The organism is Sphingomonas sanxanigenens DSM 19645 = NX02 (genome assembly GCF_000512205.2).
GTDB classification, from domain to species: Bacteria; Pseudomonadota; Alphaproteobacteria; order Sphingomonadales; family Sphingomonadaceae; genus Sphingomonas_D; species Sphingomonas_D sanxanigenens.
In genome coordinates, this window is record NZ_CP006644.1 from 3,354,362 (window position 1) to 3,377,358 (window position 22,997).

The following is a 22,997-nucleotide window of genomic DNA, read 5'->3' on the forward strand; positions in this document are numbered from 1 at the left end:
ATGGCAAAACAGGGGAAATCGTCGCTTCTGAACCTCGCGCTGAACGCGGCCGGCGCGGTCGCGGTCGGCTCGCTGGCCGTCCTCGTCATCACCGTGCCGATGGACCTTCAGGAACAGTGGATCTTCGCAGCCGTCTCGATTCTGGGCGCGATGGTCATGACCCGCGTGAAGGGCCAGCGCGCGACGCTGGCGATCGCCGCGCTCTCGCTGCTGGTCTCGACCCGCTACATCGTGTGGCGGACGACGACCACGCTCGATTTCGATTCGCCGATCGGCTTCTTTCTCGGCACCGGCCTCTATCTGGCCGAACTCTATGCCTGGATCATCCTCGTGCTCGGCTTCCTCCAGACCGCGTGGCAGCTGCCGCGGCCGGTGATCGAGCCGGAAGGCCCGCCCGAGGCATGGCCGACCGTCGACGTCTATGTGCCGACCTATAATGAGAGCCTCGAGATCGTCGCCAATACGGTCTACGCCGCGATGGATATGGACTATCCGGCCGATCGCTTCCGGGTGTTCATTCTCGACGACGGCCGGCGGCCGGAATTCCAGGCGTTCGCGCGCCAGGCAGGCTGCGGCTACCTGACCCGCGCGGACAATCTCCACGCCAAGGCCGGCAACATGAACGCGGCCATGAAGAAGACCGACGGCGAACTGATCGCGATCTTCGATTGCGACCATGTGCCGGTCCGTGCCTTCCTGCAGCTGACCGTCGGCTGGTTCGGCAAGGACCCCAAGCTGGCGCTGATGCAGACGCCGCACCATTTCTATTCGCCCGATCCCGTCCAGCGGAACCTGGGTGAATCGGTGAGCGACCTGCCGGGCGAAGGCGATCTCTTCTACGGCGCCGTCCAGCGCGGCAACGATCTGTGGAACGCCACCTTCTTCTGCGGTTCGTGCGCGATCATCCGCCGCGAGGCGCTGATGCAGACCAACGGCTTCGCCGGCGAGACGGTGACCGAGGATGCGCACACCGCGCTCAAGCTGCAGCGGATGGGCTGGAACACCGCCTATCTCGGCACGCGCCTGTCCGCCGGCCTCGCCACCGAGCGTCTCGTCATCCACATCGGCCAGCGCATCCGCTGGGCGCGCGGCATGACGCAGATCTTTCGCATCGACAATCCGCTCCTCGGCAAGGGCCTGAAGTTCACCCAGCGGCTTTGCTACCTGAACGCGATGCTGCACTTCCAGTTTCCGCTGCCGCGCATCGTGTTCCTCACCTCGCCGCTCGCCTATCTGCTGTTCGGCCAGAACATCATCCACGCCTCCGCGGCGCTGATCTTCGCCTATGCGCTGCCGCACCTCGTGGTTTCGGCGCAGTCGAGCGAGCGGACGCAGGGCGGCGATCGCCGGCCCTTCTGGGGCGAAGTCTATGAGACGCTGCTCTGTTTCCACCTGGTGAAGCCCACGGTCTTCACGATGTTCCAGCCGCGCAAGGGAAAGTTCAACGTGACCGACAAGGGCGGCATGCTCAACGATACCTATTATGATTTCACCACGGTGCGGCCGCACCTGTTCGTCGCCGGGCTGCTCGTGGCCGGCATCGCCTTCGGTTGCGTGAAATATTTCCTGTTCCCGCACATCTTCAACATCCAGCTCGACACGCTGCTGCTCAATACGATCTGGGCAGTGTTCAGCCTGGTGACGCTGATCGCGGCGCTCTCGGTCGCGCGCGAGCGCCGGCAGACGCGCCAGCACATCCGTATCGACGTCGCGCTGCCGGTGACGCTGCATTTCGAGGACGGCTATGTCGTGGAAGGCGTGACGCGGGACATTTCGATGGGCGGCTTCGCCGCAACCATGCCGCAGGGCTTCACCCTGCAGGGGCGTTCGGTCACCGCCGTCTCGTTGCCGATGGGGGATGATTCGCTGACGATCGAGGTCGAGACGGTCCGCATGGATCGTGGCGTCGCCCAGGTCCGCTTCGAACCGCTCGAGCCCATCCGCGCCCGCCTGCTCGTGCGCGCCGTAATGGGCCGCTGCGACGCGTGGCAACAGGCCAGGCCGACCGCCGCCGTCTCCAGCATGCGCTCGATGGCGGATATCCTGAAGGTGGACAGCCTGACGCTGCGGCGCATCTTCGCCTCGCTACGGCCCGGCAACAAGCGCCGGGCAGCCGCCGCCACGATGGTCGCGCTGCTCTGCGCCGCGGCCCTGTTCTTCACCGCCGGCCCCGCCTTCGCGCAGGCGATGCCCGACGCCGCGGTGCCAAACCCGGATGCGACCGCGATGGCGGGGGCGCCCCCCGCGCTGCCGGCGGGCCCGGGCGCCAAGCGCGAACGCGTGACGCTCAAGGATCTGCGCGTCGCCACGCCGATCCGGCTGGCCGGCGTCCGCGGCGAAATCGGCATCCCCTTCGGCATGCGCGGCGACCAGGTCGTCGCCGATGCCATGCTGACGCTCGACTTCGCCTATTCGCCCTCGATGCTGGGGGATCTCAGCCAGCTCGTCGTGCTGCTGAACGGTGAGGTCGTGCGCACGATCCAGCTCGATTCGGGGTCGGCCACCGGCCAGGTGCTGTCGATCCCGGTCAATCCGGCGCTGTTCCTGCCGGGCAACAATCAGCTCAACCTGCGGCTGCTCGGCCACTATGCCCGCGACTGCGAGGATCCGTTTCATTCGTCGCTGTGGGCCAATGTCAGCAATGTCCGCTCCTATTTCGAGCTGACGACGCAGCCGCTGCCGCTCGCCCCCAACCTCCAGCGCCTGCCGAACCCGTTCTACGACCAGTATGACATCAAGCCGCTGACCCTGCCCTTCGTGTTCGCCGGCTCGCCCAACGATCAGGAGCTGGAAGCCGCGGCGAGCGTCGCATCCTGGTTCGGCGGCATGGCCAGCTATCGCGGCTTCGCGTTCAAGCCTTCGTTCGGCCGCCTGCCGCAGGGCAATGCGGTCGTGTTCATGACGCCCGGCCGCGGCCTGCCCGGCATCCCCAACGCCATCGCCGGCGCCTCGCTCGGCGTCATCCGCAACCCGGTCGATCCCACCGGCCAGCTCCTGCTGGTGATGGGCCGCGATGCACGCGAGCTGAAGCTGGCCGCCGCGGCGCTGGCGAGCGGCCGTGGCGTGTTCGGCGGCACGCTGACTTCTGTCGACAATGCCCGCATTCCCGCCTACCCGCGCTACGGCGCGCCCAAATGGCTGCGCACGGACCGTCCGGTGCGGCTGGGCGAGATTGCGCCGTCCTACCGTCTGGAAGGTCTCGGCCTGCCGCCGGGTCCGCTCACCACCGACTTCCGCGTCGCGCCGGATCTCTTCTTCTGGCCGCGCCAGGGCGCCAATCTGAAGCTGCACTATCGCTATCCGGGCGCCAGCTGGCTCGATCGCCGCGCCTCGCGCCTCGATCTCTCGGTCAACGGCCAATATCTGCAGACGCTGCCGCTGGGCGGTGCGCGGTGGTGGGATCGCCTGTTCGCGCAGGAATATGCGACCGCCTACACCTCGCGCGCCGACGTGCTGCTGCCGCGCTACAACCTGTTCGGCCAGAACCAGCTCATCTTCGACTATAATCTGGTCATCGCCGACAAGAAGAAGTGCCAGGGCACGGTGCCGGACAATGTCCACACCAGCGTGCTGCCCGACAGCACGATCGACCTGACCCACGCCTATCATGCGCTGCGCATGCCCGACCTCGCGGCCTTCGCGAACGCCGGCTATCCCTTCACCATCCGCCCCGATCTCGCGGAAACCGCGGTGGTGATGGCGACGCAGCCGAGCAGCGCGACGGTGGAGGCGTATCTCCAGCTGATGGGCCGCTTCGGCGACGCCACCGGCGCGCCCGTCACCGGCATCATGGTCACCCGCTCGGTCGACAGCGAGGCGCTCGGTTCCAAGGACATCATCGTCATCGGCGGCATGCAGCTCGCCCAGTCGGAACAGCTCTTCGCCAAGGCGCCGGTGCGCTTCGAGGACGGTCGCCTGCGCGTGCCGCAGCGGTCGATGGTGGAACGGGTGTTCTACGGCTATTCGCCGTTCGATCGCGCGCCGGAAGCGGCGGATTCCTTCCTCTACAACACCGACAGCTTCACCGGCCTCGTCGGCTTCGAATCGCCGTTCGACAAGGCGCGCAGCGTCGTCGCCCTGCTCGCAAGCGATACGGTGACCCTGCCGGGCATGATCGAGGGCCTCGCCGACGTGAAGGTCAACGCGCTCGTCCAGGGCGACCTGTCGGTCGTCAATGGCGAGGGCATGGTGAGCTACGCCGTCGGCGACACCTATTGGGTGGGCGACCTGCCGTGGTTCATGCGCCTGGCCTACTGGTTCAGCCAGCACCCGATCCTGATGGCGCTTTCCGCCATCATCGTCGCGATCCTCGTCTGCGGTCCGATCTACCACATCCTCAAGCGTCAGGAGCGCAAGCGCCTGGCTGCCATCGACAAGGCCTGACCGATGCGAAACGCGTTGCTTTCCGTTTCCCTCCTCGCGCTGGCGATCACGGCGGTTCCGGCCCAGGCGCAGCAGGGTGTCGAAACGCTGCTCAGCCAGGGGCGCTACTGGCAGAGCAAGGGGCGGCAGGATCTGGCCCGGCAGGCCTTCCGCCGCGTGCTCGCGATCGATCCCGACAACGCCGCCGCCAAGGCAGCGTTGAGAGGGCCGGCACCCGCGCCCTCACCGGCGCCGCGGCCGGCGCAGGCGCAACGTCCGCAGCCGGCGCCCCGCCCCGCCGCCCCCGCCGATCGCGGCGGCGACGCCCGGGCCGCAGGCTATCGCGAGCTCGATCGCGGCAATCTCGCTGCGGCGGCCCGCCAGTTCCAGACCGCGATCTCGCGCAACGGCAATGATCGCGACGCGCTCGGCGGTCTCGGCATCGTCCGGCTGCGCGAGGGCCGCTTCGCCGATTCGCGCGACCTGCTGCTGCGCGCCTCGCGTGGCGGCGATGCCGGCAAATGGGCCGAGGCGCTGGGCTCCGCGCGCTTCTATGCCGGGATCGACGAGGCGAATGCCGCCGCCGATGCGGGCCGCACCGAGGATGCGCGCCGGATGGCCGAGGCGCTGATCGCCTCGGAGTTCCGCGACAAGGCGGCCGCCTACGATCTGCTGGGCAGCATCTACGAGCGCGAGGGGCGCTACGACCAGGCCGCCCAGCTCTATGCGCAGGCGGGCCAGGGCGCCGCCAAGGCCGATCCCAAGCTGCAGGCGCGCACGATCCGCGCGCAGGCGCTCGCCGCCGCCAATGCCGGTGACGCCAACGCGGCCAGCCAGCTCTTCCAGCGCGGCATCCTTGCCGATCAGAGCGATCCCTGGATCCGCTACGAATATGGCCGCTTCCTCGACCGGCAGGGCCGCCGCGCCGAAGTGGACGGCGTGATCGCCGGGCTGCGCAACAACACCGACGCGGACTCGCTGTTCGCGGCGGCGCTGCTCGCGCAGCAGATCGGCCGGCCCGCCGAGGCGGCCGCGCTGATCGAGCGCATTCCGTTCAGCCAGCGCACCGCCGAAATGGCGACGCTTTCGCGCAGCATCGGCGCGGACAATGCGATCTCGCGCGCGAAGCAGCTGACCGCGCAGGGCCTGACCACGCAGGCCGGCGCTGCGCTGCGCGAGGCGGCGGCGCAACCCAACCTCTCGATCTCCAACCGCAGCGCGATCGCGCAGGCGCTGCTCGACGCCGGGGACTTGGCGGGCGCCGCGCAGGTCGCGCAGGCGGCGCTGAACGAGCCGGCCGGCGACCCCGCCGACTATGAGGGCATCGTGCGCGTGCTCGCGCGGGCGGGGCAGGACAGTTTCGCGCTCTCCGCCATCCGCACCGCCAGCGAGCGTGCCGGCGGCACGATGGACGGCCAGCGCGCCGTCGCGCGGCTGAACGGAGTCCTCGCCGCCTCGCAGTCGGACCGGCTGCGCGAGCAGGGGCAATATGCGCAGGCGTTCGACCTGCTGCAGGGCCAGTGGAACCAGTCGCCCGGCAATCTCGATATCCTGTCGGCGCTCGCCCGCCTCTATCAGAGCGGCGGCCTCAACCCGCAGGCGGCGCAGACCTTCCAGATGGTGCTCAACCAGGCGCCGGCGGACAAGGGCGCCCTCCTCGGCCTGATCGACACCGCCGCGGCCTCGGGCGACTATGATCGCGCCCGCGCCGCCACCCAGCGCGCGATCGCGCTGAGCCCGGGCGATTACACCATCTATCTCGCCGCCGCACGGATGGAGCGCGCGCGCGGCAATGAGGGCAATGCCAAGCGCTACCTGCAGCGCGCGCGCCAACTCTACATCGGCCAGTCGGGCGGCGCGACCGGCGGCTTCACCGCGAACAACCCCTTCACCAACATGCAGCGCCAGGCGCCGGGGGCGCCGATGCAGGTCAATCCGTTCAACCTGGACGGCCGCGGCCAGCCGGTGGGCGTGCCCCCCGCCTATGATGCGGCGGTGCCGCAGGCCTATCCGCAGCCGCAGCCCGGTTATGCCGCGCCCGCGGCCCAGCCCTTCCCGGCTGCCCCCGGCTACGCCCCCCAGCCAGGCTATGCTCCGCAGGGCGGCTACGCTCCGCAGGGCGGCAGCGACTATGCCGCGCAGGCCTATCCGCCGCAGGCGGGCTTCCCGCCGGCCGCCCCTGCCGCCGGCGGCTTCCCCGCACCGGCCTATCCCGCGCAATCGTCCGGCCTGCAGCCGGCGGTGCCGGGCGACCCGGTGCTGGCGCAGATCGACCGCGACATGCGGGACATCGAGAGCGGCGGCGCGCCCCGCGTCGACGTCAACACCGGCTACCGCCAACGGTCGGGCGAGACCGGGCTCAGCCAGCTCCGCGAGTTGACCGGCGATGCGAAGATCTCGACCGGCCTTGCCGGCGGACGCGTCTCCGCCAAGGCGACCGCGGTGGTGCTCGACAGCGGTCGCCCGACCGGATCGGGCCTCGCGCGGTTCGGCCGCAACGGCACCCGCGAGGCCGAGGGCATCGTCGCGGCACAGCCGTCGCAGCTCGTGAACGCGGAAACGCAGCGCGATTCCGGTGTCGCGCTGTCGGCGGCCTATGAGCATGAACTGGTTCAGGGCGATGTCGGCATCACCCCGATCGGCTTCATCAAGACGCACATGACCGGCGGCATCGCCGTCACCCCGCGCCTGTCGCGCTACAGCACCGCGCGGGTGTGGGCGGAACGCCGCGCCGTTACCGACAGCATCGTTTCCTACGCCGGGACCTATGATCCGGTTTCGGGCCAGATGTGGGGCGCGGTGACGAAGACGGGCGGCGGCGTCTCCTTCTCCTATGATCGCGACGGAACCGGCGTCTATGCCGACGGTTCGTACCATCACTATGATGGTACCGCGGTCCGCGACAACGAAGGCGTTCAGGTGAATGTCGGCGGCTATCTGCGCGTCTGGAACGACAGCCGCTCCTCGGCAACGGTCGGCATCAACGCGAACTACCAGCGTTTCGACAACAACCAGAACTATTTCACGATCGGCCATGGCGGCTATTTCAGCCCGCAGAGTTTCTTCAGCGTCAGCTTCCCCATGCGCTACCAGCGGCGGACCGACCTGCTGGAAATCGAGGCGAGCGTAACCCCCGGTTATCAGAGCTTCGATCAGGACGCGGTCGGCCTCTACCCGGTGGACGTGGCCGCGCAGGCGGCGCTCGACGCGCTGAAGGCGCAGAACGACGATGTCCGCGCGCAATATGATTCGCTCAGCCGGACCGGCTTCGGTATCACGGCTGGCGGATCGGCCTATTATCGGGTCAGCGACGGCACGCGGGTCGGCGGCGAACTGAACTACAACACGTTCGGGCAGTATAAGGAATTCCGGAGCCTGCTCGGCATCCGTCAGACGATCGGAGGCAATAACTGATGTTCATGGGCCGTCTCGACCAGGATCGCCAGGATCCGGGCGTGAAGACGGGGCCGTCGCTCGTCAGGTCGTTGCCGGCGGTGGTGACGCTGATGCTCGACGAGATCCTTGCGTCGACCGACGATGCGCAATCGGCCGGCTTCTTCCGCAAGATCGGCGAGCGGATCGCAGGAGAACTCGACGTCGACGGGATCGAGGAGGCCGAGGATCTGGTCGATGCGATGAACGGGCTGTGGCGCATCCTCGGCTGGGGCGAAGTGCGCCTCGAACTCGATGACGAGGGCATCGACGTCTATCACCGCGGCATGCCGATGGACCTCGAAAGCGATGAAGCGGGCAATTGGGGCAAGGTTGCGCCGCACATCCTGGTGGGCGCTTATGAGCACTGGTTCCACCGGCTCGGCAGCGGCACGACCATCGCGACACGCATCCTGCGCCGATCGTCCGACCTGATCCTCCTTCGACACGGCTATTGACGCCATGGCTATCCTGCGCCGGACCGTGCTGTTGGGGGGATTGACGACGCTGATGGCCGGATGCGCTCCTGCCGCACCGCCCAAACCCCAGCGTATCGATGGCTGGGGCGATTTCCGGACGCGCTTCGTGCAGCCCGACGGGCGGGTGATCGATACCGGAAATCGCGGCATCAGCCATACCGAGAGCCAGGGCTATGGCATGCTGATGGCCGAAGCGGCGCACGACCGCGACGGCTTCGAGCGGATCTATGGCTGGACGCAGCGCACGCTCGCGCGGCAGGACGATGCGCTTTATTCATGGCGCTACGATCCGTCGCTGCCGGTGCCGGTCAGCGACCCCAACAACGCCACCGACGGCGATATCCTGATCGCCTGGGCGCTGATGCGCGCGGCGCAGCGCTGGAAGGTGCCGGCCTGGCGGACGCGCGCCGCGCAGATCCGCACGTCGATCCGCCTGCTGCTCATCCGCCAGCGCGGGCGGAGGACGCTGCTCGTTCCCGGCCTCCAGGGCTTCCTCCACCCCGACCGGACGACGATCAACCTGTCCTATTATATCTGGCCGGCGCTCGATGCGTTCCGCCAGGCCGATGGCGATGCCGCATGGGGCCCCGTGATCCGTGACGGGGAGGCGCTGCTGACCGACGCGCGCGCAGGCCCGCTCGCGCTGCCGACCGACTGGACCGACGTCTTCGATGACGGGCGCGCCTTGCCGGCGACCGGCAAGGATCCCTATTTCGGTTTCGACGCGATCCGCATCCCGCTCTATCTGTCGCTGGGCGGCCGGCCGGAGATGGCGCCGACGATCGCGCGCTTCTGGCACAGCTATGCCGACCAGAACCGTCCGATCCCCGCCTGGGTCGATGTCGTGACCGGCGCCACCGCGCCCTATGCCGTATCCGAAGGCGGCTGCGCGGTGGTCCGCCGCCTGCTGGGCAGCGCAGCCCCGCCCTGCGCGGCGAGCGGCCAGCCCGACTATTATGCGTCCGTCCTGAAAACGCTCGCGACGCTCTGAGGCGAGACTGCCGCGATCCGGCCTGGTCAGTGCGCGGCCGTGCAGCTTCCGGTGTGGCGACCCTCGAACGTATCGGCGAACGGCGCGCCGTTGCGGATGCCCTGGGTGTCGATCTGCACCAGTCGCGGCGTTTCGACGCGCACCGTCGTCAGTCCGTTGCCCGCACCCGGGCAGCTATAATGGACCGTCACCGTCTTCGGATCATTGGCGACGATATGGCGGCTGCACGCGATGCCGGCATGCTGCACCTGCAGCAACGCCATGCGGTCGCCCAGGCACATGCGCCGGGTCCCCTCTTCGCCGGCGATGCGCAACGTCCATTCGCCCCCCTCCAGCGCGGCGAGCGCGGGCACAGCGGGCGCGGCCGCGGGTTGCGCCGCGGCGAGACTTGCCAAACCGATAGGCGCGCACAGAAGCAGCCGCGCCAGACGCGTCGTCATCATTGCTTCGGATCCCCAGCCTGTGCCGTTTTCCCGGCGGTCGTGGCGACGTCCCTATGCGCTCACGACTCTCTTTCGATAAACGACCTATAGCATGATACGCACGCCCGGTCGCTGCCGATGGAGATAGGACGTCAGGCGGGTCTTTCCAGCGGGATCGGGAAGGTTCGCGAACAAAATTCGCAATTGACCGCGATCACGCCATCGGCGTCCGCCATCTCCGCGCGTTCCTCGTCGGGGAACTTCAGCAGCACCTCGGCGATATGGTCGGGGTCGCAGCGGCAGCCCTTGGCCAGTTGCGCGGCGCTCAGCACGCGCACCTCGGCCTCGTCCTCGTTGAACAGGCGCCAGATCAACGTCTCCAGCGGCAGCGACGGATCGACCAGTTCCTCGCCCTTCACGGTGCCGCCGATCACGCTCGCATGCTCCCAGGCGGCGTCATTCTCGCGCACGTGCAGCCGCTCGCCGCCCTCCTCGCCCTCGGGCAGGTGCTGGAGGAGCATGCCGCCGGCGACGCAGCCGATGCCGTCGATCCGCTCGACATGCGCGCGGATCAGGCTGGGGATCTGCTCCGATCGCTCGAAATAGTCGGATACCGCCTCGCACAGCGACGCGCCCTCCAGCGGCACGATGCCCTGGTAACGCTCGTTGGTCGCAGCCTGGTCGAAGGTGATCGCCAGATAACCCTTGCCGAACAGCGCGAACAGGCTGGGCTCGACCGGCATTTCCGCCAGCCGCTCCGCGTCGAAGCGCACATAGCCGCGCAGCTCGCCGGCACGGTAGTCGGCGACCAGCAGGTCGACGACGCCATTCTCGGTCTGGGCCTGCAGGGTGAGCTGGCCCTGATCGTCCTTCAGCATCGCGCCGAGCAGCGCGGTCAGCACCAGCGCCTCGCCCAGCAGGCGCTCGATCGGCAGCGGATAATTGTGCGCGGCGAGGATCTCCTCCAGCGCCGGCCCGATGCGGACGAGGCGGCCGCGCACGCTGCGCGACAGGATCGCGAAGCCGAGCGCGCGGTCGAGGTCGAGGGTCGGGGTATCGCTCATCAGAGCTTGCCCAGCGCCCACAACAGCACGGACTTCTGCGCATGAAGGCGGTTCTCCGCCTCGTTCCACACGCCCGACCGCGGGCCGTCGATCACCGCATCGACCACTTCCTCGCCGCGGTGCGCGGGCAGGCAGTGGAGGAACAGCGCGTCGGGCTTCGCCAGCGCCATCAGCGCCGGCGTCACCTGATAGGGCGTCATCGCCGCGAGCTTTTCCTCGGCATGCGCCTGTCCCATCGAGATCCAGGTGTCGGTGACGACCACGTCCGCATCCGCGACCGCCGCCTGCGCATCGCGCACGATGCGCACCGCGGCACCGCGGGCATTGGCGTCCGCCGCCCAGCGCGGCGCCGGCTCATAGCCCTCGGGCACCGCGACATCGACCGCGAAGCCGAGCAGCCCGGCCGCCTCGATGATCGAATGCAGCACGTTGTTGCCATCGCCCAGCCACGTCCATTTGAGGCCGGGCAGGCTCTTGCCGTCCTCGATCACGGTCAGCAGGTCCGCCATGATCTGGCACGGATGGCTGTCGTCGGTCAGGCCATTGATCACCGGTACGCCGGCATGTGCCGCCATCTCGGTCAGCTTGGCGTGATCGTCGGTGCGGATCATGATCGCGTCGACATAGCGGCCGAGCACGCGCGCGGTATCCGCCACGCTCTCGCCGCGTCCGAGCTGCATCGAGCCCGCGTCCATCACGATGCTGGTGCCGCCGAGCTGGCGGATCGCCATGTCGAACGACACCCGCGTCCGCGTCGAGTTCTTCTCGAAGATCATCGCCAGCGTATGGCCGGCGAGCGGCGCGTCCGCGTCCGCCCTGCCCTTGGGCCAGCCCTTGCGCGCCGCCTTGCGGTCAAGCGCGTCGGCGAGCATCGCCGCGACGCCGTCGCCGCCGGCGTCGCTCAGGTCGAGGAAGTGCCGGCTCATCAGGCCGGCGCCTGATAGCTGGCGGCTCCCGCCGACAGCCGCTCGATGAACTCGTCGACATGCGCCTGTTCGATCACCAGCGGCGGCAGGATGCGCATGACATTCTCGCCGGCGGCGACCGTCAGCAGGCCATGGTTGCGCAGGTGCGCGACGAAGGCGCGGCTGTCGCTCTTCATCTTGAGGCCGAGCATCAGCCCCTTGCCGCGGACGCTGTCGAACAGATGGTCATGGTTGGGGATGAACTGCTCCAGCGCCTGCACCAGCCGGTCGCTCATCTGGCGGACATTCTCGAGGAAACCGGGCTCGAGGATCACGTCGAACACCGCCTGCCCCGCCGCCATCGCCAGCGGGTTGCCGCCATAGGTGGAACCGTGCGTGCCGAACACCATGCCCGCCGCGGCCTTCTCGGTCGCGAGGCAGGCGCCCATCGGGAAACCGCCGCCGATGCCCTTGGCGCTCGCCATGATGTCCGGCGTCACGCCATACTGCTCATAGGCGTAGAGCGTGCCGGTGCGCGCGACGCCGCACTGGACCTCGTCGAACACCAGCATCAGGTCATGCTCGTCGCACAGCGCGCGCAGCCCCTGGATGAAGGCGTCGCTGCCCACGCGGATGCCGCCCTCGCCCTGGATCGGTTCGACCAGGAAACCGGCTGTGTTCTCGGTCATCAGCGCCTTGGCGCCTTCGAGATCGTCGAACCTGGCATAGGCGAAACCGGGCAGCAGCGGCTCGAAGCCCTCGCGCATCTTCGGCTGGTCGGTCGCGCTGATCGCACCGAGCGTGCGGCCGTGGAAGGCGTTGCCGAAGGTGATCAGCTCATGCTTGTGGGCGTTGCCCTTGGCATAATGATAGCGCCGCGCCGTCTTGATCGCGCACTCCACCGCTTCCGCCCCCGAATTGGTGAAGAACACGGTGTCGGCGAAGCTGTTGTCCACCAGCCGCTTCGCGAACGCTTCCCCCTGCGGGCTGCCGTAGAGGTTGGAGACGTGCATCAGCGTGGCGGCCTGATCCTGGATCGCCTTGGTCAGCACCGGATGGCCATGCCCCAGGATGTTGACGGCGATGCCGCTCGCGAAATCGAGATAGCGCTCGCCCTGCTCCCCATAGAGGTAGCAGCCCTCGCCTCGGACCGGACGCACCTCGCACCGCGGGTAGACGGGCATGAGTGGCGTGATGGTCATCTCAGTCTCTCCTGGCGAGGTTGCCGAAAACGCAAAAAGGCGACCAGAATGGTCGCCTGAGCGAGGCGGGCATATACCCGCCTGCCACAAGCGTCGTCAATGGCAACCCCCCGTCCGCGCCGGCGCTGTGCGGGGGAGATGCGCGTCGTTCCAACTGCTGTACGATGCCCGCATGGCTGGAGCCGCCCAACGCCGTCCTATCGGTGCCGCTGCGACGCTGGCAGTGCATGCCGCGCTGCTGGCGGCACTGCTGCTCATCCGCATGCCCCAGCCCCCTGCGCGGGTGCGCGCCGACGCGCTCCAGCTCTTCGACCTGCCCGCGCCGCAGCCGCCGCCCCAGCCGAGACCGGCGCCGTCTCCGCGCGCTGCCGGCTCAGCAGCCCCCGCCAACCTGCACAGCCTTCCCCGGCCCATCATCGCTCCCCAGGCCCCGATCCTGATCGCGCGGCCGCTCCCGGCACCGCCGATCGCCGCGACCGGCCCCGAGTCCACCGCCGGCGCAACCGACCATGCCGGCCCCGGCACCGGTGCGGCCGGGATCGGCGCCGGCCGCGGCAGCGGCAATGGCGGCGCCGGTATGGGCGGTGGAGGTACGGGCGGTGGCGGCACGCGCGCACGGCGCATCGCCGGGGGGATCAATGCCGCCGACTTGCCCCGCAAGGCGCGCGCGCGCGCCGCGGGCAGCGTCCTCATCCATCTCGCGGTCGGCGCCGACGGTCGCGTCACCGGCTGCAGCATCGCCCGGTCGAGCGGCGATGCGGCGCTCGATGCCGCCACCTGCCGGCTGGCAACGAGGCGCTTCCGCTATCGCCCCGCCACCGACGCCACCGGCCGTGCGATCGCCGACACCGCCGGCTGGCGGCAGGACTGGTGGGTGGAGGCCGATCAGAACTGAACCGAGGCGCCCGCATAATAGGTGCGGCCATAGCGCTCGTTCTGGATGATCCAGTCGCGACGGCCGCCCTGATATTGCCGGGTCGGCTCGTCGGTCAGGTTCTGCCCCTCCACGAACAGGCGGATGTTGGGCGTCAGCGCGAAGCTGGCCTTGGCGTCGAGCCGGCGCAGATCGTCATTATACTGGTCGGTCAGCGCCTCGCCGCCCAGCGCGATCAGCGCGCGGCCGGTGTGGTGATAGGCGACCGAGGCCTCGATCGGCCCCTTCTGGTAGAAAAGCTGCGCGCCGTAGAGCAGCCTGGACTGTTCGGGGAACGCCGCAGGCTCGCCGCGGCCGTCGACCTTCAACGTCGAGTCGATGAAGGTCGCATTGGCCTCCAGCCCGAAGCCCGAGAGGAAGCCCGGCAGGAACTCGAACTGCTGGCGATAGGCGAGTTCGAGGCCGACGATGTCAGCGCTGGTGCCGTTCTGCCGCTGCGAGATCGTCAGTTGATCATAGCTGTTGCCGCCATAGACGGTGTCGAACAGCGTGATCGTCTCCGTATAGATCGGGTTCTGGACGAACTTGGCGAACGCGCCGACCGAGATCAGGCCGCCGCGGGCGAAATACCATTCGGCGGAAGCGTCGAGCGCATCGGCAATATAGGGCTCGAGATTGGGGTTGCCGAGCGATACGGTGCCCTCGATCGTGTCGATGGAGCCGCCGGGGGTGAGGTCCGAATAATTGGGCCGGCCGACGCTGCGCGTATAGGCCAGGCGAACGACAACCTCGTCATTCGGCCGGATCCGGACAATCATGCTCGGCAGCCAGTTGGTGTAGCGGCGCTCGCCCGTCACCGGGATCACATCGCTGCCATCCTCAAGCTGGAAACCGCTTATGTCGAGTTCGGTGCGCTCGACGCGCAGGCCCGGCGTGATCGTGATCGCGCCGAAATCGATGTTCGCCATCGCATAGCCGGCCGCGATATTCTCCGAGAGGTCGAGATCGTTCAAGGTCGCGTTGGCGAGCGAAGCGTTCTCATCGAGCACGAAATATCTCGAATTGGCCGGGTCCGCGGTGAAATCGATGATCCTGTCGGCATCGATCACCGGCGTGATCAGATAGGGCCGCCCCTTGCGCGGGTAGGAAAACACATCCTCGCCCGCGAGATCGAACTGGCCGAGCGAGAAGCGCGTCGCGGAGCCGCCGCCGCGCGTATAGACGGTGTTGTTGGAATCGAAATCCTTGTCGGTCGCGCGATATTTGCCGCCGACGCGGATGAAGCTGTCATTGCCGAACGCCAGCTTGCGGGTCACGTCCAGCTTGCCCGTCCAGATATATTCGTCGCCGCGCTCGTCCTGCTCCGAATATTGGCGGAACTGGAGGCCATTGGCGGTCAGCGGCGTACGCGGCGTCGCGGTGAACAGCCTGTCCGAGAAGTCGAAGTCGACCGTGCCCGGATTGCCGCGGAACTGCCAGAGCTGGTTGGGCTCGATCACCTCGTTGTGCGAACGCGCACCGCCATAATCGAATACCCAGTCGTCTGTTTCGGTGCGGCCGCCGATCATGCCGATCAGCACCGACTTCTCCTTATATTCCAGCCGCAGGTCGGAACGCTGCTCGGTAACGGTGGAGGTGCCGGTCAGCCCGTCCGGATTGAAGCTGACGGTGCCCGCCTCGATCTGCGCCGCGGTCGCGAAGTCGAGCCGGTAGCGCTGGCGATACTCGTTCTCGGTGAACCTGCTGTAGAGGCCGCGGACGTACAGCCGCGTCGAGGGCGTCGCCTGCCAGTCGAACGAGGCGATGCCGCCGATGCGTTCGCGCTCCAGGTTGTAATCATTATATTTGATGTTGATCGGCGCGGCGCCGCGCGCGGCATCCCCATTGATCGCCCAATCGTCCGGATAGAGCCCGAAGCTCTGGAAATCGCGCTTCGAATAGCTCGCGCCCACGAGGATGCCGAACTGCTCGTCGCTGCCGAAACGGCCGCCGATGCTGGCGTCGGCGCGCACCGGCACCTTCTCGTTGAGCGTCTGGTAGCCCGCCTGCGCGGTCACCGAGACGATGAAGCGATCCTTGAAGTCGAACGCGGTCTGGGTGACGAGGTTGACGGTGCCGCCGATCCCCTGCCCGTCCAGCTCGGCGGTCTTGGCCTTGGTCACCTCGACGCGGTTGAGCAACTGGCCCGAGACGATGTCGAGCGGCAGCCGGCGGGTGTTGCCGTCCGGATTGCCCAGCTCGAAGCCGTTGACGGTATAATTGTTGAGGTCCGAAGGGATGCCGCGGATCGCGACATAGCGGCCCTCGCCCTGGTCATATTGCACGCCCACGCCCGGCAGCCGCTCGATCACCTCGGCGACATTCTTGTCGGGAAGCTGGCCGATCTCGTCGGACGCCGCGACATCGACGATGCCGATCGACTCGCGCTTGATCTCGATCGAGCGCTGCTGCTGCGCGCGCTGGCCGGTGACGACGATCTCGGTTTCGCCGGTTTCGGTCGCCTCCTGCGCGAAAGCCTGCGTGCCCGCGAACAGCGCGACCATGCTCACACCGATGGCCAGCGATTTGAACGCCATGATCTCTTCCCCACTTTTTATGAATGGGGCGCGGTTAGGCGTGCTGTGCGACAGTCGGGTGACGATCCCGGGACGCGAAGATGACAGCGTCCTTACCGGCCGCCGCGCCAGATCTTGAGGGGCGCGTCGTCGCCTACGCCGCGGTCGCCCCGCGCGCAGGCGCGCGGCTTCATCCTCGGCCCCAGGCACAGCCGCACCTCCTCCAGCCAGCCGCGCGGGTTGGCATCCACCGCCACCATGTCTGCCGTGATGCCCGTGTTGCGCTTGGCAAAGGTGCGGCGGAACGCGCCGGCGGTGAGCGGCTGGCGGGAAAGCGCGTCCATGTCCGGGAAGCGGACGGCGCGGTAGAGCATCGACGCCGCCTGGAAATAGCCGGCGGGGCTCCGCGCCGCGCAGGTGCCATGCTTCGCCCATTCGCGCTGCATCAATTGGACCGAGGGGGTGTCGCACAGATGGCGGCGGACGAGGTCCGCCGGCAGCGCCCCGGCCGGGCTGCACCAGCGCGGATCGCCGCCGCGATCCGATTCCGGCCACAACCCGTGGAGCACGAAGCCGAAGCGGTTGGCGCGGCCGCATTGCAGCCGGTCCGCCGCGCTGTCCTTGCGGGTGCGGCAATATTCGGGCGACCAGCTCATCGCCAGCAGATAGCCATCGACCGGCGTGCGGCGCGGCGCCTCGCCGCGCGGCGGGACGATCGCGCGCGCGGGCGGAATGGCGTCCGGCAAGCGGCAGGAAGGCGCCGCCGCCTGCACCGGCGTGGCGACGAACGCCAGCGCCAGCGCCAGCGCTGCGACCAGCTCAGACCGCCGCAAAATCGAGCCCGATATCGGCGGCGGGCGCGGACTGCGTCAGCCGGCCGACCGAGATACAGGTCACGCCGGTTTCGGCGATGGCGCGGATCGTATCGAGCCGCACCCCGCCCGAGGCTTCGGTCGGCACGCGCCCGCCGACCAGCGTCACCGCGCCGCGCAAGATGGCGGGCGCCATATTGTCGAGCAGCAGGTGGGTGGCGCCGGCGGCGAGCGCGGGTTCGATCTGGTCGACCCGGTCCACCTCGACGATGATCCGGGTGATCCCCGCCGCCGCGGCGCGGCGCACGGCCTCCTCGACGGAACCCGCGACCGCGACATGATTGTCCTTGATCATCGCCGCGTCCCACAGCCCCATGCGGTGGTTGGTCGCCCCGCCCATCCGCGTCGCATATTTCTCCAGCAGGCGCAGGCCCGGGATGGTCTTGCGGGTGTCGAGCAGGATCGCGCCGGTGCCGATGATCTTGTCGACATAGGTCCGCGTCATCGTCGCGATGCCCGACAGATGCTGCACGGTGTTGAGCGCCGACCGCTCGGCCGTCAGCATCGCCCGCGCATTGCCGCGCAGCCGCAGCAGATCGGTGCCCGCCGGAACGCGATCCCCCTCCTGCACCAGCCACGCGATCTCGACCGCCGGATCGAGCCGGCGGAAGAACGCCTCGGCGATGCCGAGCCCGGCGACGGTGACGGCGTCACGGCTGTCCATCACGCCTTCGAACCGCGCATCGGCGGGGATCACCGCGGCGGAGGTGATATCGCCCGCCTCGCCGAGATCCTCGGCCAGCGTCGCGGTGATGAAGGCGTCGATATCGAAACCGGGAAGAGAAAAGGTCATCAGTGATCCGATCGGCGGTGGACGCTCGGCCCTCCTAGTCGGTCTTCTCGCGGGCGAAAAGCTGAAGGGGTGCATCCCTTTTCCCGCTCGCGCGCATCCCTTTTCCCGCTCGCGCGTTTGCGCGTCCGGCAGCGGCAACGCGCAATGCGGTGCCGGCCGAGGTGCAGGGAGAGCGAAGATGCGGACGCGATGGATGGTCGCCGCGGCTTTGATCGCAGTGCCGGTTGCGGCGCAGGCGCATCATGGCTGGAGTTCCTATGATGCGGAAAAGACGATGACGGTGAAGGCGCCGCTCAGCGCGGTCACATGGGGCAATCCGCATGGTGCCGCAAAGGTCGAATGGCAGAAGCGGACATGGGATGTCGTGCTCGCGCCGGTCGCGCGGATGGAAGCGCGCGGCCTGACCCGTGAGATGCTGGCGCCGAAGAAGGCCGTCACGCTGGTCGGCTATCCCCGCCGCGACGGCACGCCCGAGATGCGCATCGAGCGGGTGATCGTCGACGGCAAGACCGTCGAGCTGCGCTGAGCCGTCCGGGCACGCGGCGCGGATGATCGACAGCTTCGCCGCCGCGGTCGAGGCATCGCAACTGGGCATGGTCGCGCGCGGATCGGCCTGGGCCTATCCGATCGCGAACCTCGTCCATCTGCTCGGGCTGGTGCTGCTGGTCGGCGGCATCGGCATCCTCGACCTGCGCATCCTCGGCGCCTTCCCGTCGCTGCCGTTGCCCGCCCTCTCGCGCGCGCTGACCCCGCTGGCGATCGCGGGGCTGATCCTGATGCTGCCGAGCGGGCTGGTGCTGTTCGCGGCCGACGCCGGCGCGCTGGTGGGATCGGACCGGTTCCGACTGAAGCTGGTGCTGATCGCGCTCGCCCTGGCCAATGCGCTGGCGTTCAGGGTCGTCGGGCGGGCCGATGCGCGGCCGACCGGAACGATGCGGCTGATGGCCGCGGTCTCGCTGGCGCTGTGGCTCGGCGTCGCCGCGCTGGGGCGGTTGATCGCATATAGTTGAGCCTCATTTGGTTGGGCCTCATTCCATCTCCCCTCGCGGGCGAAGGGATTCGCGCCTTCAGCGCAGCCCCAGCATCTTGTGGGTCTGCAAGGTCAGCCGCCACAGCGGGCGCGTCATCGCCAGCGCCACCGCGGCGTCGCGATTGGCCGGATAATCGGCATCGTCCATCGGCTGGACGAGGAAGTTGGCGAAGTCCCACCTCTCCAGCGCGTCGATATCGATCCCTGGCTGCGGCCACACCAGCTTGAGCTCATCCCCCCGCGTCTGCACCACGGCGCTGCCCGCCTTGGGGCTGATGCAGACCCAGTCGATCCCCGCAGGCGCCGCGATCGTGCCGTTGCTTTCGATCGCGATCTCGAAACCGGCATCATGCAACGCGTCGATCAGCGCCGCATCGACCTGCAGCAGCGGCTCCCCGCCGGTCAGCACGACATAGGGCCGTGCGCCCTCGGCCACGCCCCATAGCGCGCTGGCATGCGCGGCGAGCGCGGCGGCATCGGCGAAGCGGCCGCCCCCATCGCCGTCGGTACCGACGAAATCGGTGTCGCAGAACCGGCAGACCGCGGTGGCGCGATCCTTCTCGCGCCCGGTCCACAGATTGCAGCCCGCGAAACGCACGAACACCGCGCGGCGGCCCGCGCGACGGCCTTCCCCCTGCAATGTGAGGAAGGCTTCCTTGACCGCATAGCTCGCCATGTCAGGGCTGCTGCGCGTAGCCGGTCGGATCGGGCAGCCCCGCTTCCTCGAAGCCCCTGGCGCGCAGCCGGCAGCTGTCGCACAATCCGCAGTGAAGCCCCCCCGGCGCCGGATCGTAGCACGACCAGCTCATCCCCGCGTCGAGCCCCAGCCGTGCCGCCTCACGGACGATTTCGGCCTTGGTCATGTGTTGCAGCGGCGCACGGATGCGGAACCGGTCCCCCTCCACCCCCGCCTTGGTCGCAAGGTTGGCAAGCGCTTCGAACGCGTCGATGAATTCGGGGCGGCAATCCGGATAGCCCGAATAATCGAGCGCGTTGACGCCGACATAGAGGTCGCGCGCGCCCGCCGCCTCGGCCCAGCCCAGCGCCAGCGACAGGAAGATGGTGTTGCGCGCGGGTACATAGGTGACGGGAATGTCGTCCCCCACCCCGTCCTTGGGCACGGCGATGTCGGCGGTCAGCGCCGATCCGCCGAAGCTCCGCAGGTCCATCGGCAGCCGGACATGCCGTTCTGCACCCAGCGCCTGGGCGATCCGGCTTGCCGAGGCGATCTCGACCGCGTGGCGCTGGTTATAGTCGATCGTCAGCGCGAGCAGGCGAAAACCGTCTTCGCGGGCGCGCGCGGCGCTCACCATCGAATCGAGGCCGCCCGAAAGCAGCACGACCGCAAGCGGCGATGTGGATTGGGACATGTGCGTGCGGCTATCCCTCAAGCGCCGGCAACGCAAGCGCTGACACCGTAAATCCCCCGATTCCCCTTGACGTACGCCCCGCCGCCATGACCACTCGCGCGCTGGGTGTTGCCGGGGGGCGTGTGATGATCAGCTTCCATCGATCGATCCAGTTCAAGATTCTGGGCGTAGCGATCGGGCTGCTGGTGGCGATGGTGGCGGCGATGATCTTTGCGACGCAATCCACCGCACGGGTCAATCGCCAACTGGCGACCTTTACCGAAGCGATGCTGCCCTTCGCGCTGACCGCCAAGGACATGCGTGCCGCGATGCTCGGGGAGCAATGGGCGATCCTGCATCGGCAGCCCGGGCTGTGCGGCGCTGCCTTCGCGGCCCGCAGCAAGTCGATCCAGCAGCAGCTCGCAACGATGGAGACGTTCCGGCGGCATGGCGAAACGATCGCGGTCCTCGAGATCAACCGGTCCAAGTTCGTCGAGCTCCGGCCGCTGGTGGCGGAGATCGGCGAGCGCCATGGCCAGCTGATCGCCGACGTCGGCCGGCTGTGCGCGGCGGGCGATACCGAGGAGGGGCGCATCGCGGCGGCGCTGGCGCGCGACCGTGCGATCGAAATCGAGCATCATGTCGACGATCTCAGCGACGACATCGCCGCATTCTCGCGCCAGAGCGTCGATATGGTGCAGGCCAACGAGCAGCGCGCGCTCTATGCCAATCGCCTGCTGGTGGGCATCGCCGCGCTCGTCGGCCTCTACCTCGCCTGGCTGATCGCGCGCGGGCTGACGCGGCCGATCGAGCGGCTGCGGCAGGGCGCGCTGGCGGTGCAGTCGGGCAATCTCGAGCGCGAGGTGCCGGTGACGACCTCCGACGAGATCGGCGAGGTGACCCGCGCGTTCAACGCGATGATCGGCGAGCTGCGGCTGAAGGAAGAGATCAAGGCGACGTTCGGGCGCTATATCGACCCGCGGATCGTCTCCACCCTGATCTCGGCCGATGCCCAGCGATCGATGGCGGGGCAGCGGCAGCTGGTGACGATCTTCTTCTCCGATCTGGTCGGCTTCACGCCCATCGCGGACCGGCTGACGCCGGACGGGCTGGTGACGTTGATGAACGCCTATTTCACCGCGATGTCCGAAGCGATCCGCGCCGAAAACGGCATCATCGACAAATATATCGGCGATGCGGTGATGGCCTTCTGGACCGCCCCCTTCATCGCCGAGGGCAATCAGGCGGAGGCGGCGTGCCGCGCCGCGCTGGCGCAGTTCGACCGGCTCGCCGAATTCCGCCGTCAATTGCCCGACCTGATGCGGCTGCGGCATGATCTGCCGCCGATCGACATCCGCATCGGCCTGTCTTCGGGCGAGGCGGTGGTGGGCAGCATCGGATCGGATGCGGCGCGCAACTTCACGGTCATGGGCGATGTCGTCAACGCCGGGTCGCGGCTCGAAAGCGCCAACAAGTTCTACGGCACCCGCATCCTGATCGATCAGGCCGTGCGCGATCAGGCGGGTGCGTCCATCGCCGTACGGATGGTCGATTGCGTCATCCTCAAGGGCCGCAGCGAGGCCAGCCCGATCTTCGAACTGCGCGGCCTTGGCGGCGAAGGCGCGCAAGACGAACTGGTCGAACGCTATGACGCCGCCTTCGCCGCCTATAGGGAGGGCGATTGGGCGACGGCACAGAGCGGGTTCGACGCCTGCCTCGCCATCGCCCCCGCCGACGGCCCGGCGCGCCTGCTCGCCGCGCGTACCGCGATGCTGGCGGCCGAGCCGCCACAGGTCTGGTCGGGGGTGTGGAAGATGGAAACGAAATAGCGCGGCCCATATTCAATTCGCCTCGATATGCCGCTCCGCCTCGCTGATCAGCGCGACCTCGGCGAAATCCGGATCTTCCTGCTGGATCAGGAAGGCATCCGCGCGCGCTGGCTGCCTGCCGGGCTTGGCAGTAACTGTCGTGGCGCATGAAACTTCCCCGCGGCATCGTCGTTCTGTGGGCCGCCATTCCAACCCGGAGACACCGATGTCCGCCATGCCGACCGACCTGCTGAGCGCAGCCGACTTCGAATTTCCCGCGATCATGCTGACCGGGCAGGTCGACTACAACATGTATCAATTCTTCCGGCAGGCGCTGTCCAACGTGCCGCGGGACGGGCTGGTCATCGTCGAATTGTCGACCCTGGGCGGCGACCCCGAAGTCGCGCGGATGATGGGCGAGGATATCCGCTATCACAGCGATCTCCACCCTGAGCGCCGCATCGTCTTTCTCGGCAAGACCGCGATCTATTCGGCCGGCGCCACCTTCATGGGCTTCTTCGCGCGCCAGAACCGCTATCTCGCCCGCGGCACGCGGCTGATGATCCACGAACGCATCATCACCAAGCAGATCAACCTCCAGGGCCCCCTCACCTCGTGCATCGCCACGCTCAAGCAGACGCTGCATGAGATCGAGGCCTCGATCCAGATCCAGAACGAGGGGTTCCAGAACCTGATCCTGGGTTCCAGCGTGACGATGGACGACGTGCTGACCCGCGCCACCGAGAACTGGTATCTGGAGGCGAACGAGGCGAAGCAGCTCGGCCTGATCGAGGCGGTGATCTGAGTTTCGGCGCCGGCGCAAATTCATGTTGCGCCGCACCACCGGATGACGTTCTTT

At 68.2% G+C, this 22,997-nt stretch carries 19 protein-coding genes; 9 read left to right on the forward strand and 10 right to left on the reverse strand.

Annotated features, from left to right (window positions below; genetic code table 11):
• The 4 genes from bcsA to NX02_RS15445 are packed head-to-tail and all read left to right on the forward strand — an operon-like array spanning position 1 to position 9,264.
• Complete coding sequence (gene bcsA, locus NX02_RS15430) at positions 1-4,383, forward strand: UDP-forming cellulose synthase catalytic subunit (RefSeq protein WP_025293102.1); 4,383 nt, start codon at positions 1-3, stop codon at positions 4,381-4,383.
• A 3-nt stretch (positions 4,384-4,386) separates the two neighbouring features.
• On the forward strand, positions 4,387-7,776 hold the full coding sequence (locus NX02_RS15435) for a cellulose biosynthesis protein BcsC (RefSeq protein ID WP_025293103.1): 3,390 nt from the start codon (positions 4,387-4,389) through the stop codon (positions 7,774-7,776).
• Entirely contained in the window at positions 7,776-8,252 is a 477-nt protein-coding gene (gene bcsD, locus NX02_RS15440) for a cellulose biosynthesis protein BcsD (RefSeq protein ID WP_025293104.1), read from the forward strand. The genes NX02_RS15435 and bcsD overlap by 1 nt, the downstream gene beginning before the upstream one ends.
• 4 nt (positions 8,253-8,256) lie before the next feature.
• Positions 8,257-9,264 (forward strand): family 8 glycosyl hydrolase, encoded by a 1,008-nt coding sequence (locus tag NX02_RS15445; protein WP_025293105.1) that lies wholly within the window; start codon positions 8,257-8,259, stop codon positions 9,262-9,264.
• 26 nt (positions 9,265-9,290) lie between these two features.
• Here the strand turns inward: NX02_RS15445 and NX02_RS15450 are convergent, their stop codons facing one another.
• From NX02_RS15450 to NX02_RS15465, 4 genes are all read right to left on the reverse strand, one after another.
• A complete protein-coding gene (locus NX02_RS15450) occupies positions 9,291-9,707 on the reverse strand; it encodes a hypothetical protein (protein ID WP_025293106.1) in 417 nt (138 codons plus the stop codon).
• A gap of 131 nt (positions 9,708-9,838) precedes the next feature.
• Positions 9,839-10,750, reverse strand: a complete 912-nt coding sequence (locus NX02_RS15455) for an Hsp33 family molecular chaperone HslO (RefSeq protein WP_025293107.1) — start codon at positions 10,748-10,750, stop codon at positions 9,839-9,841.
• The gene (argF, locus tag NX02_RS15460; RefSeq protein ID WP_025293108.1) at positions 10,750-11,676 is read right to left on the reverse strand and encodes an ornithine carbamoyltransferase; all 927 of its coding nucleotides are present in this window, start codon (positions 11,674-11,676) and stop codon (positions 10,750-10,752) included. Before argF ends, NX02_RS15455 begins: the two co-directional genes overlap by 1 nt.
• Positions 11,676-12,857, reverse strand: a complete 1,182-nt coding sequence (locus NX02_RS15465) for an aspartate aminotransferase family protein (RefSeq protein ID WP_025293109.1) — start codon at positions 12,855-12,857, stop codon at positions 11,676-11,678. Before NX02_RS15465 ends, argF begins: the two co-directional genes overlap by 1 nt.
• Positions 12,858-13,029: 172 nt before the next feature.
• Here NX02_RS15465 and NX02_RS32490 point away from each other — a divergent pair, with 172 nt between their 5' ends.
• Positions 13,030-13,752 (forward strand): TonB family protein, encoded by a 723-nt coding sequence (locus tag NX02_RS32490; RefSeq protein WP_039996618.1) that lies wholly within the window; start codon positions 13,030-13,032, stop codon positions 13,750-13,752.
• Here NX02_RS32490 and NX02_RS15475 read toward each other — a convergent pair.
• From NX02_RS15475 to nadC, 3 genes are all read right to left on the reverse strand, one after another.
• Entirely contained in the window at positions 13,743-16,307 is a 2,565-nt protein-coding gene (locus NX02_RS15475; protein ID WP_025293111.1) for a TonB-dependent receptor, read from the reverse strand. The genes NX02_RS32490 and NX02_RS15475 overlap by 10 nt on opposite strands.
• 92 nt (positions 16,308-16,399) lie before the next feature.
• Positions 16,400-17,119 (reverse strand): ribonuclease T2 family protein, encoded by a 720-nt coding sequence (locus NX02_RS15480; protein WP_025293112.1) that lies wholly within the window; start codon positions 17,117-17,119, stop codon positions 16,400-16,402.
• Positions 17,106-17,951, reverse strand: a complete 846-nt coding sequence (gene nadC / locus NX02_RS15485; RefSeq protein ID WP_025293113.1) for a carboxylating nicotinate-nucleotide diphosphorylase — start codon at positions 17,949-17,951, stop codon at positions 17,106-17,108. Before nadC ends, NX02_RS15480 begins: the two co-directional genes overlap by 14 nt.
• A 178-nt stretch (positions 17,952-18,129) precedes the next feature.
• On the opposite strand from nadC, the gene NX02_RS15490 reads away from it, so the two are divergent.
• On the forward strand, positions 18,130-18,477 hold the full coding sequence (locus NX02_RS15490) for a DUF6152 family protein (RefSeq protein WP_025293114.1): 348 nt from the start codon (positions 18,130-18,132) through the stop codon (positions 18,475-18,477).
• Positions 18,478-18,499: 22 nt separating this feature from the next.
• Complete coding sequence (locus NX02_RS15495; RefSeq protein WP_039996619.1) at positions 18,500-18,961, forward strand: hypothetical protein; 462 nt, start codon at positions 18,500-18,502, stop codon at positions 18,959-18,961.
• 57 nt (positions 18,962-19,018) lie between these two features.
• On the opposite strand, the gene queE is transcribed toward NX02_RS15495, so the two are convergent.
• Both queE and queC read right to left on the reverse strand, forming a co-directional pair.
• A complete protein-coding gene (gene queE / locus NX02_RS15500; RefSeq protein WP_025293116.1) occupies positions 19,019-19,657 on the reverse strand; it encodes a 7-carboxy-7-deazaguanine synthase in 639 nt (212 codons plus the stop codon).
• A 1-nt stretch (position 19,658) separates the two neighbouring features.
• Positions 19,659-20,351, reverse strand: coding sequence for a 7-cyano-7-deazaguanine synthase QueC (gene queC, locus NX02_RS15505; protein WP_025293117.1), 693 nt, complete (start codon positions 20,349-20,351; stop codon positions 19,659-19,661).
• Positions 20,352-20,476: 125 nt separating this feature from the next.
• Between queC and NX02_RS15510 the strand changes: the two genes are divergently transcribed.
• Positions 20,477-22,159, forward strand: a complete 1,683-nt coding sequence (locus NX02_RS15510) for an adenylate/guanylate cyclase domain-containing protein (RefSeq protein ID WP_025293118.1) — start codon at positions 20,477-20,479, stop codon at positions 22,157-22,159.
• A 12-nt stretch (positions 22,160-22,171) separates the two neighbouring features.
• Here NX02_RS15510 and NX02_RS15515 read toward each other — a convergent pair whose 3' ends face one another.
• Entirely contained in the window at positions 22,172-22,375 is a 204-nt protein-coding gene (locus NX02_RS15515) for a hypothetical protein (RefSeq protein WP_047099799.1), read from the reverse strand.
• On the opposite strand from NX02_RS15515, the gene NX02_RS15520 reads away from it, so the two are divergent.
• Positions 22,374-22,943: a Clp protease/crotonase-like domain-containing protein gene (locus NX02_RS15520; RefSeq protein ID WP_039997629.1), complete on the forward strand. Its 570-nt coding sequence runs from the start codon at positions 22,374-22,376 to the stop codon at positions 22,941-22,943. The genes NX02_RS15515 and NX02_RS15520 overlap by 2 nt on opposite strands.
• Positions 22,944-22,997 lie beyond the last annotated feature (54 nt).

What these genes read in the sequence shown, in the direction of transcription:
- bcsA (WP_025293102.1), top strand. Translation starts at nt 1, where the DNA reads ATGGCAAAACAGGGGAAATCGTCGCTTCTGAACCTCGCGCTGAACGCG.
- NX02_RS15435 (WP_025293103.1), top strand. Translation starts at nt 4,387, where the DNA reads ATGCGAAACGCGTTGCTTTCCGTTTCCCTCCTCGCGCTGGCGATCACG.
- bcsD (WP_025293104.1), top strand. Translation starts at nt 7,776, where the DNA reads ATGTTCATGGGCCGTCTCGACCAGGATCGCCAGGATCCGGGCGTGAAG.
- NX02_RS15445 (WP_025293105.1), top strand. Translation starts at nt 8,257, where the DNA reads ATGGCTATCCTGCGCCGGACCGTGCTGTTGGGGGGATTGACGACGCTG.
- NX02_RS15450 (WP_025293106.1), bottom strand. Translation starts at nt 9,707, where the DNA reads ATGATGACGACGCGTCTGGCGCGGCTGCTTCTGTGCGCGCCTATCGGT.
- NX02_RS15455 (WP_025293107.1), bottom strand. Translation starts at nt 10,750, where the DNA reads ATGAGCGATACCCCGACCCTCGACCTCGACCGCGCGCTCGGCTTCGCG.
- argF (WP_025293108.1), bottom strand. Translation starts at nt 11,676, where the DNA reads ATGAGCCGGCACTTCCTCGACCTGAGCGACGCCGGCGGCGACGGCGTC.
- NX02_RS15465 (WP_025293109.1), bottom strand. Translation starts at nt 12,857, where the DNA reads ATGACCATCACGCCACTCATGCCCGTCTACCCGCGGTGCGAGGTGCGT.
- NX02_RS32490 (WP_039996618.1), top strand. Translation starts at nt 13,030, where the DNA reads ATGGCTGGAGCCGCCCAACGCCGTCCTATCGGTGCCGCTGCGACGCTG.
- NX02_RS15475 (WP_025293111.1), bottom strand. Translation starts at nt 16,307, where the DNA reads ATGGCGTTCAAATCGCTGGCCATCGGTGTGAGCATGGTCGCGCTGTTC.
- nadC (WP_025293113.1), bottom strand. Translation starts at nt 17,951, where the DNA reads ATGACCTTTTCTCTTCCCGGTTTCGATATCGACGCCTTCATCACCGCG.
- NX02_RS15490 (WP_025293114.1), top strand. Translation starts at nt 18,130, where the DNA reads ATGCGGACGCGATGGATGGTCGCCGCGGCTTTGATCGCAGTGCCGGTT.
- NX02_RS15495 (WP_039996619.1), top strand. Translation starts at nt 18,500, where the DNA reads ATGATCGACAGCTTCGCCGCCGCGGTCGAGGCATCGCAACTGGGCATG.
- queE (WP_025293116.1), bottom strand. Translation starts at nt 19,657, where the DNA reads ATGGCGAGCTATGCGGTCAAGGAAGCCTTCCTCACATTGCAGGGGGAA.
- queC (WP_025293117.1), bottom strand. Translation starts at nt 20,351, where the DNA reads ATGTCCCAATCCACATCGCCGCTTGCGGTCGTGCTGCTTTCGGGCGGC.
- NX02_RS15510 (WP_025293118.1), top strand. Translation starts at nt 20,477, where the DNA reads ATGATCAGCTTCCATCGATCGATCCAGTTCAAGATTCTGGGCGTAGCG.
- NX02_RS15520 (WP_039997629.1), top strand. Translation starts at nt 22,374, where the DNA reads ATGCCGACCGACCTGCTGAGCGCAGCCGACTTCGAATTTCCCGCGATC.
- NX02_RS15515 (WP_047099799.1), bottom strand. Translation starts at nt 22,375, where the DNA reads ATGGCGGACATCGGTGTCTCCGGGTTGGAATGGCGGCCCACAGAACGA.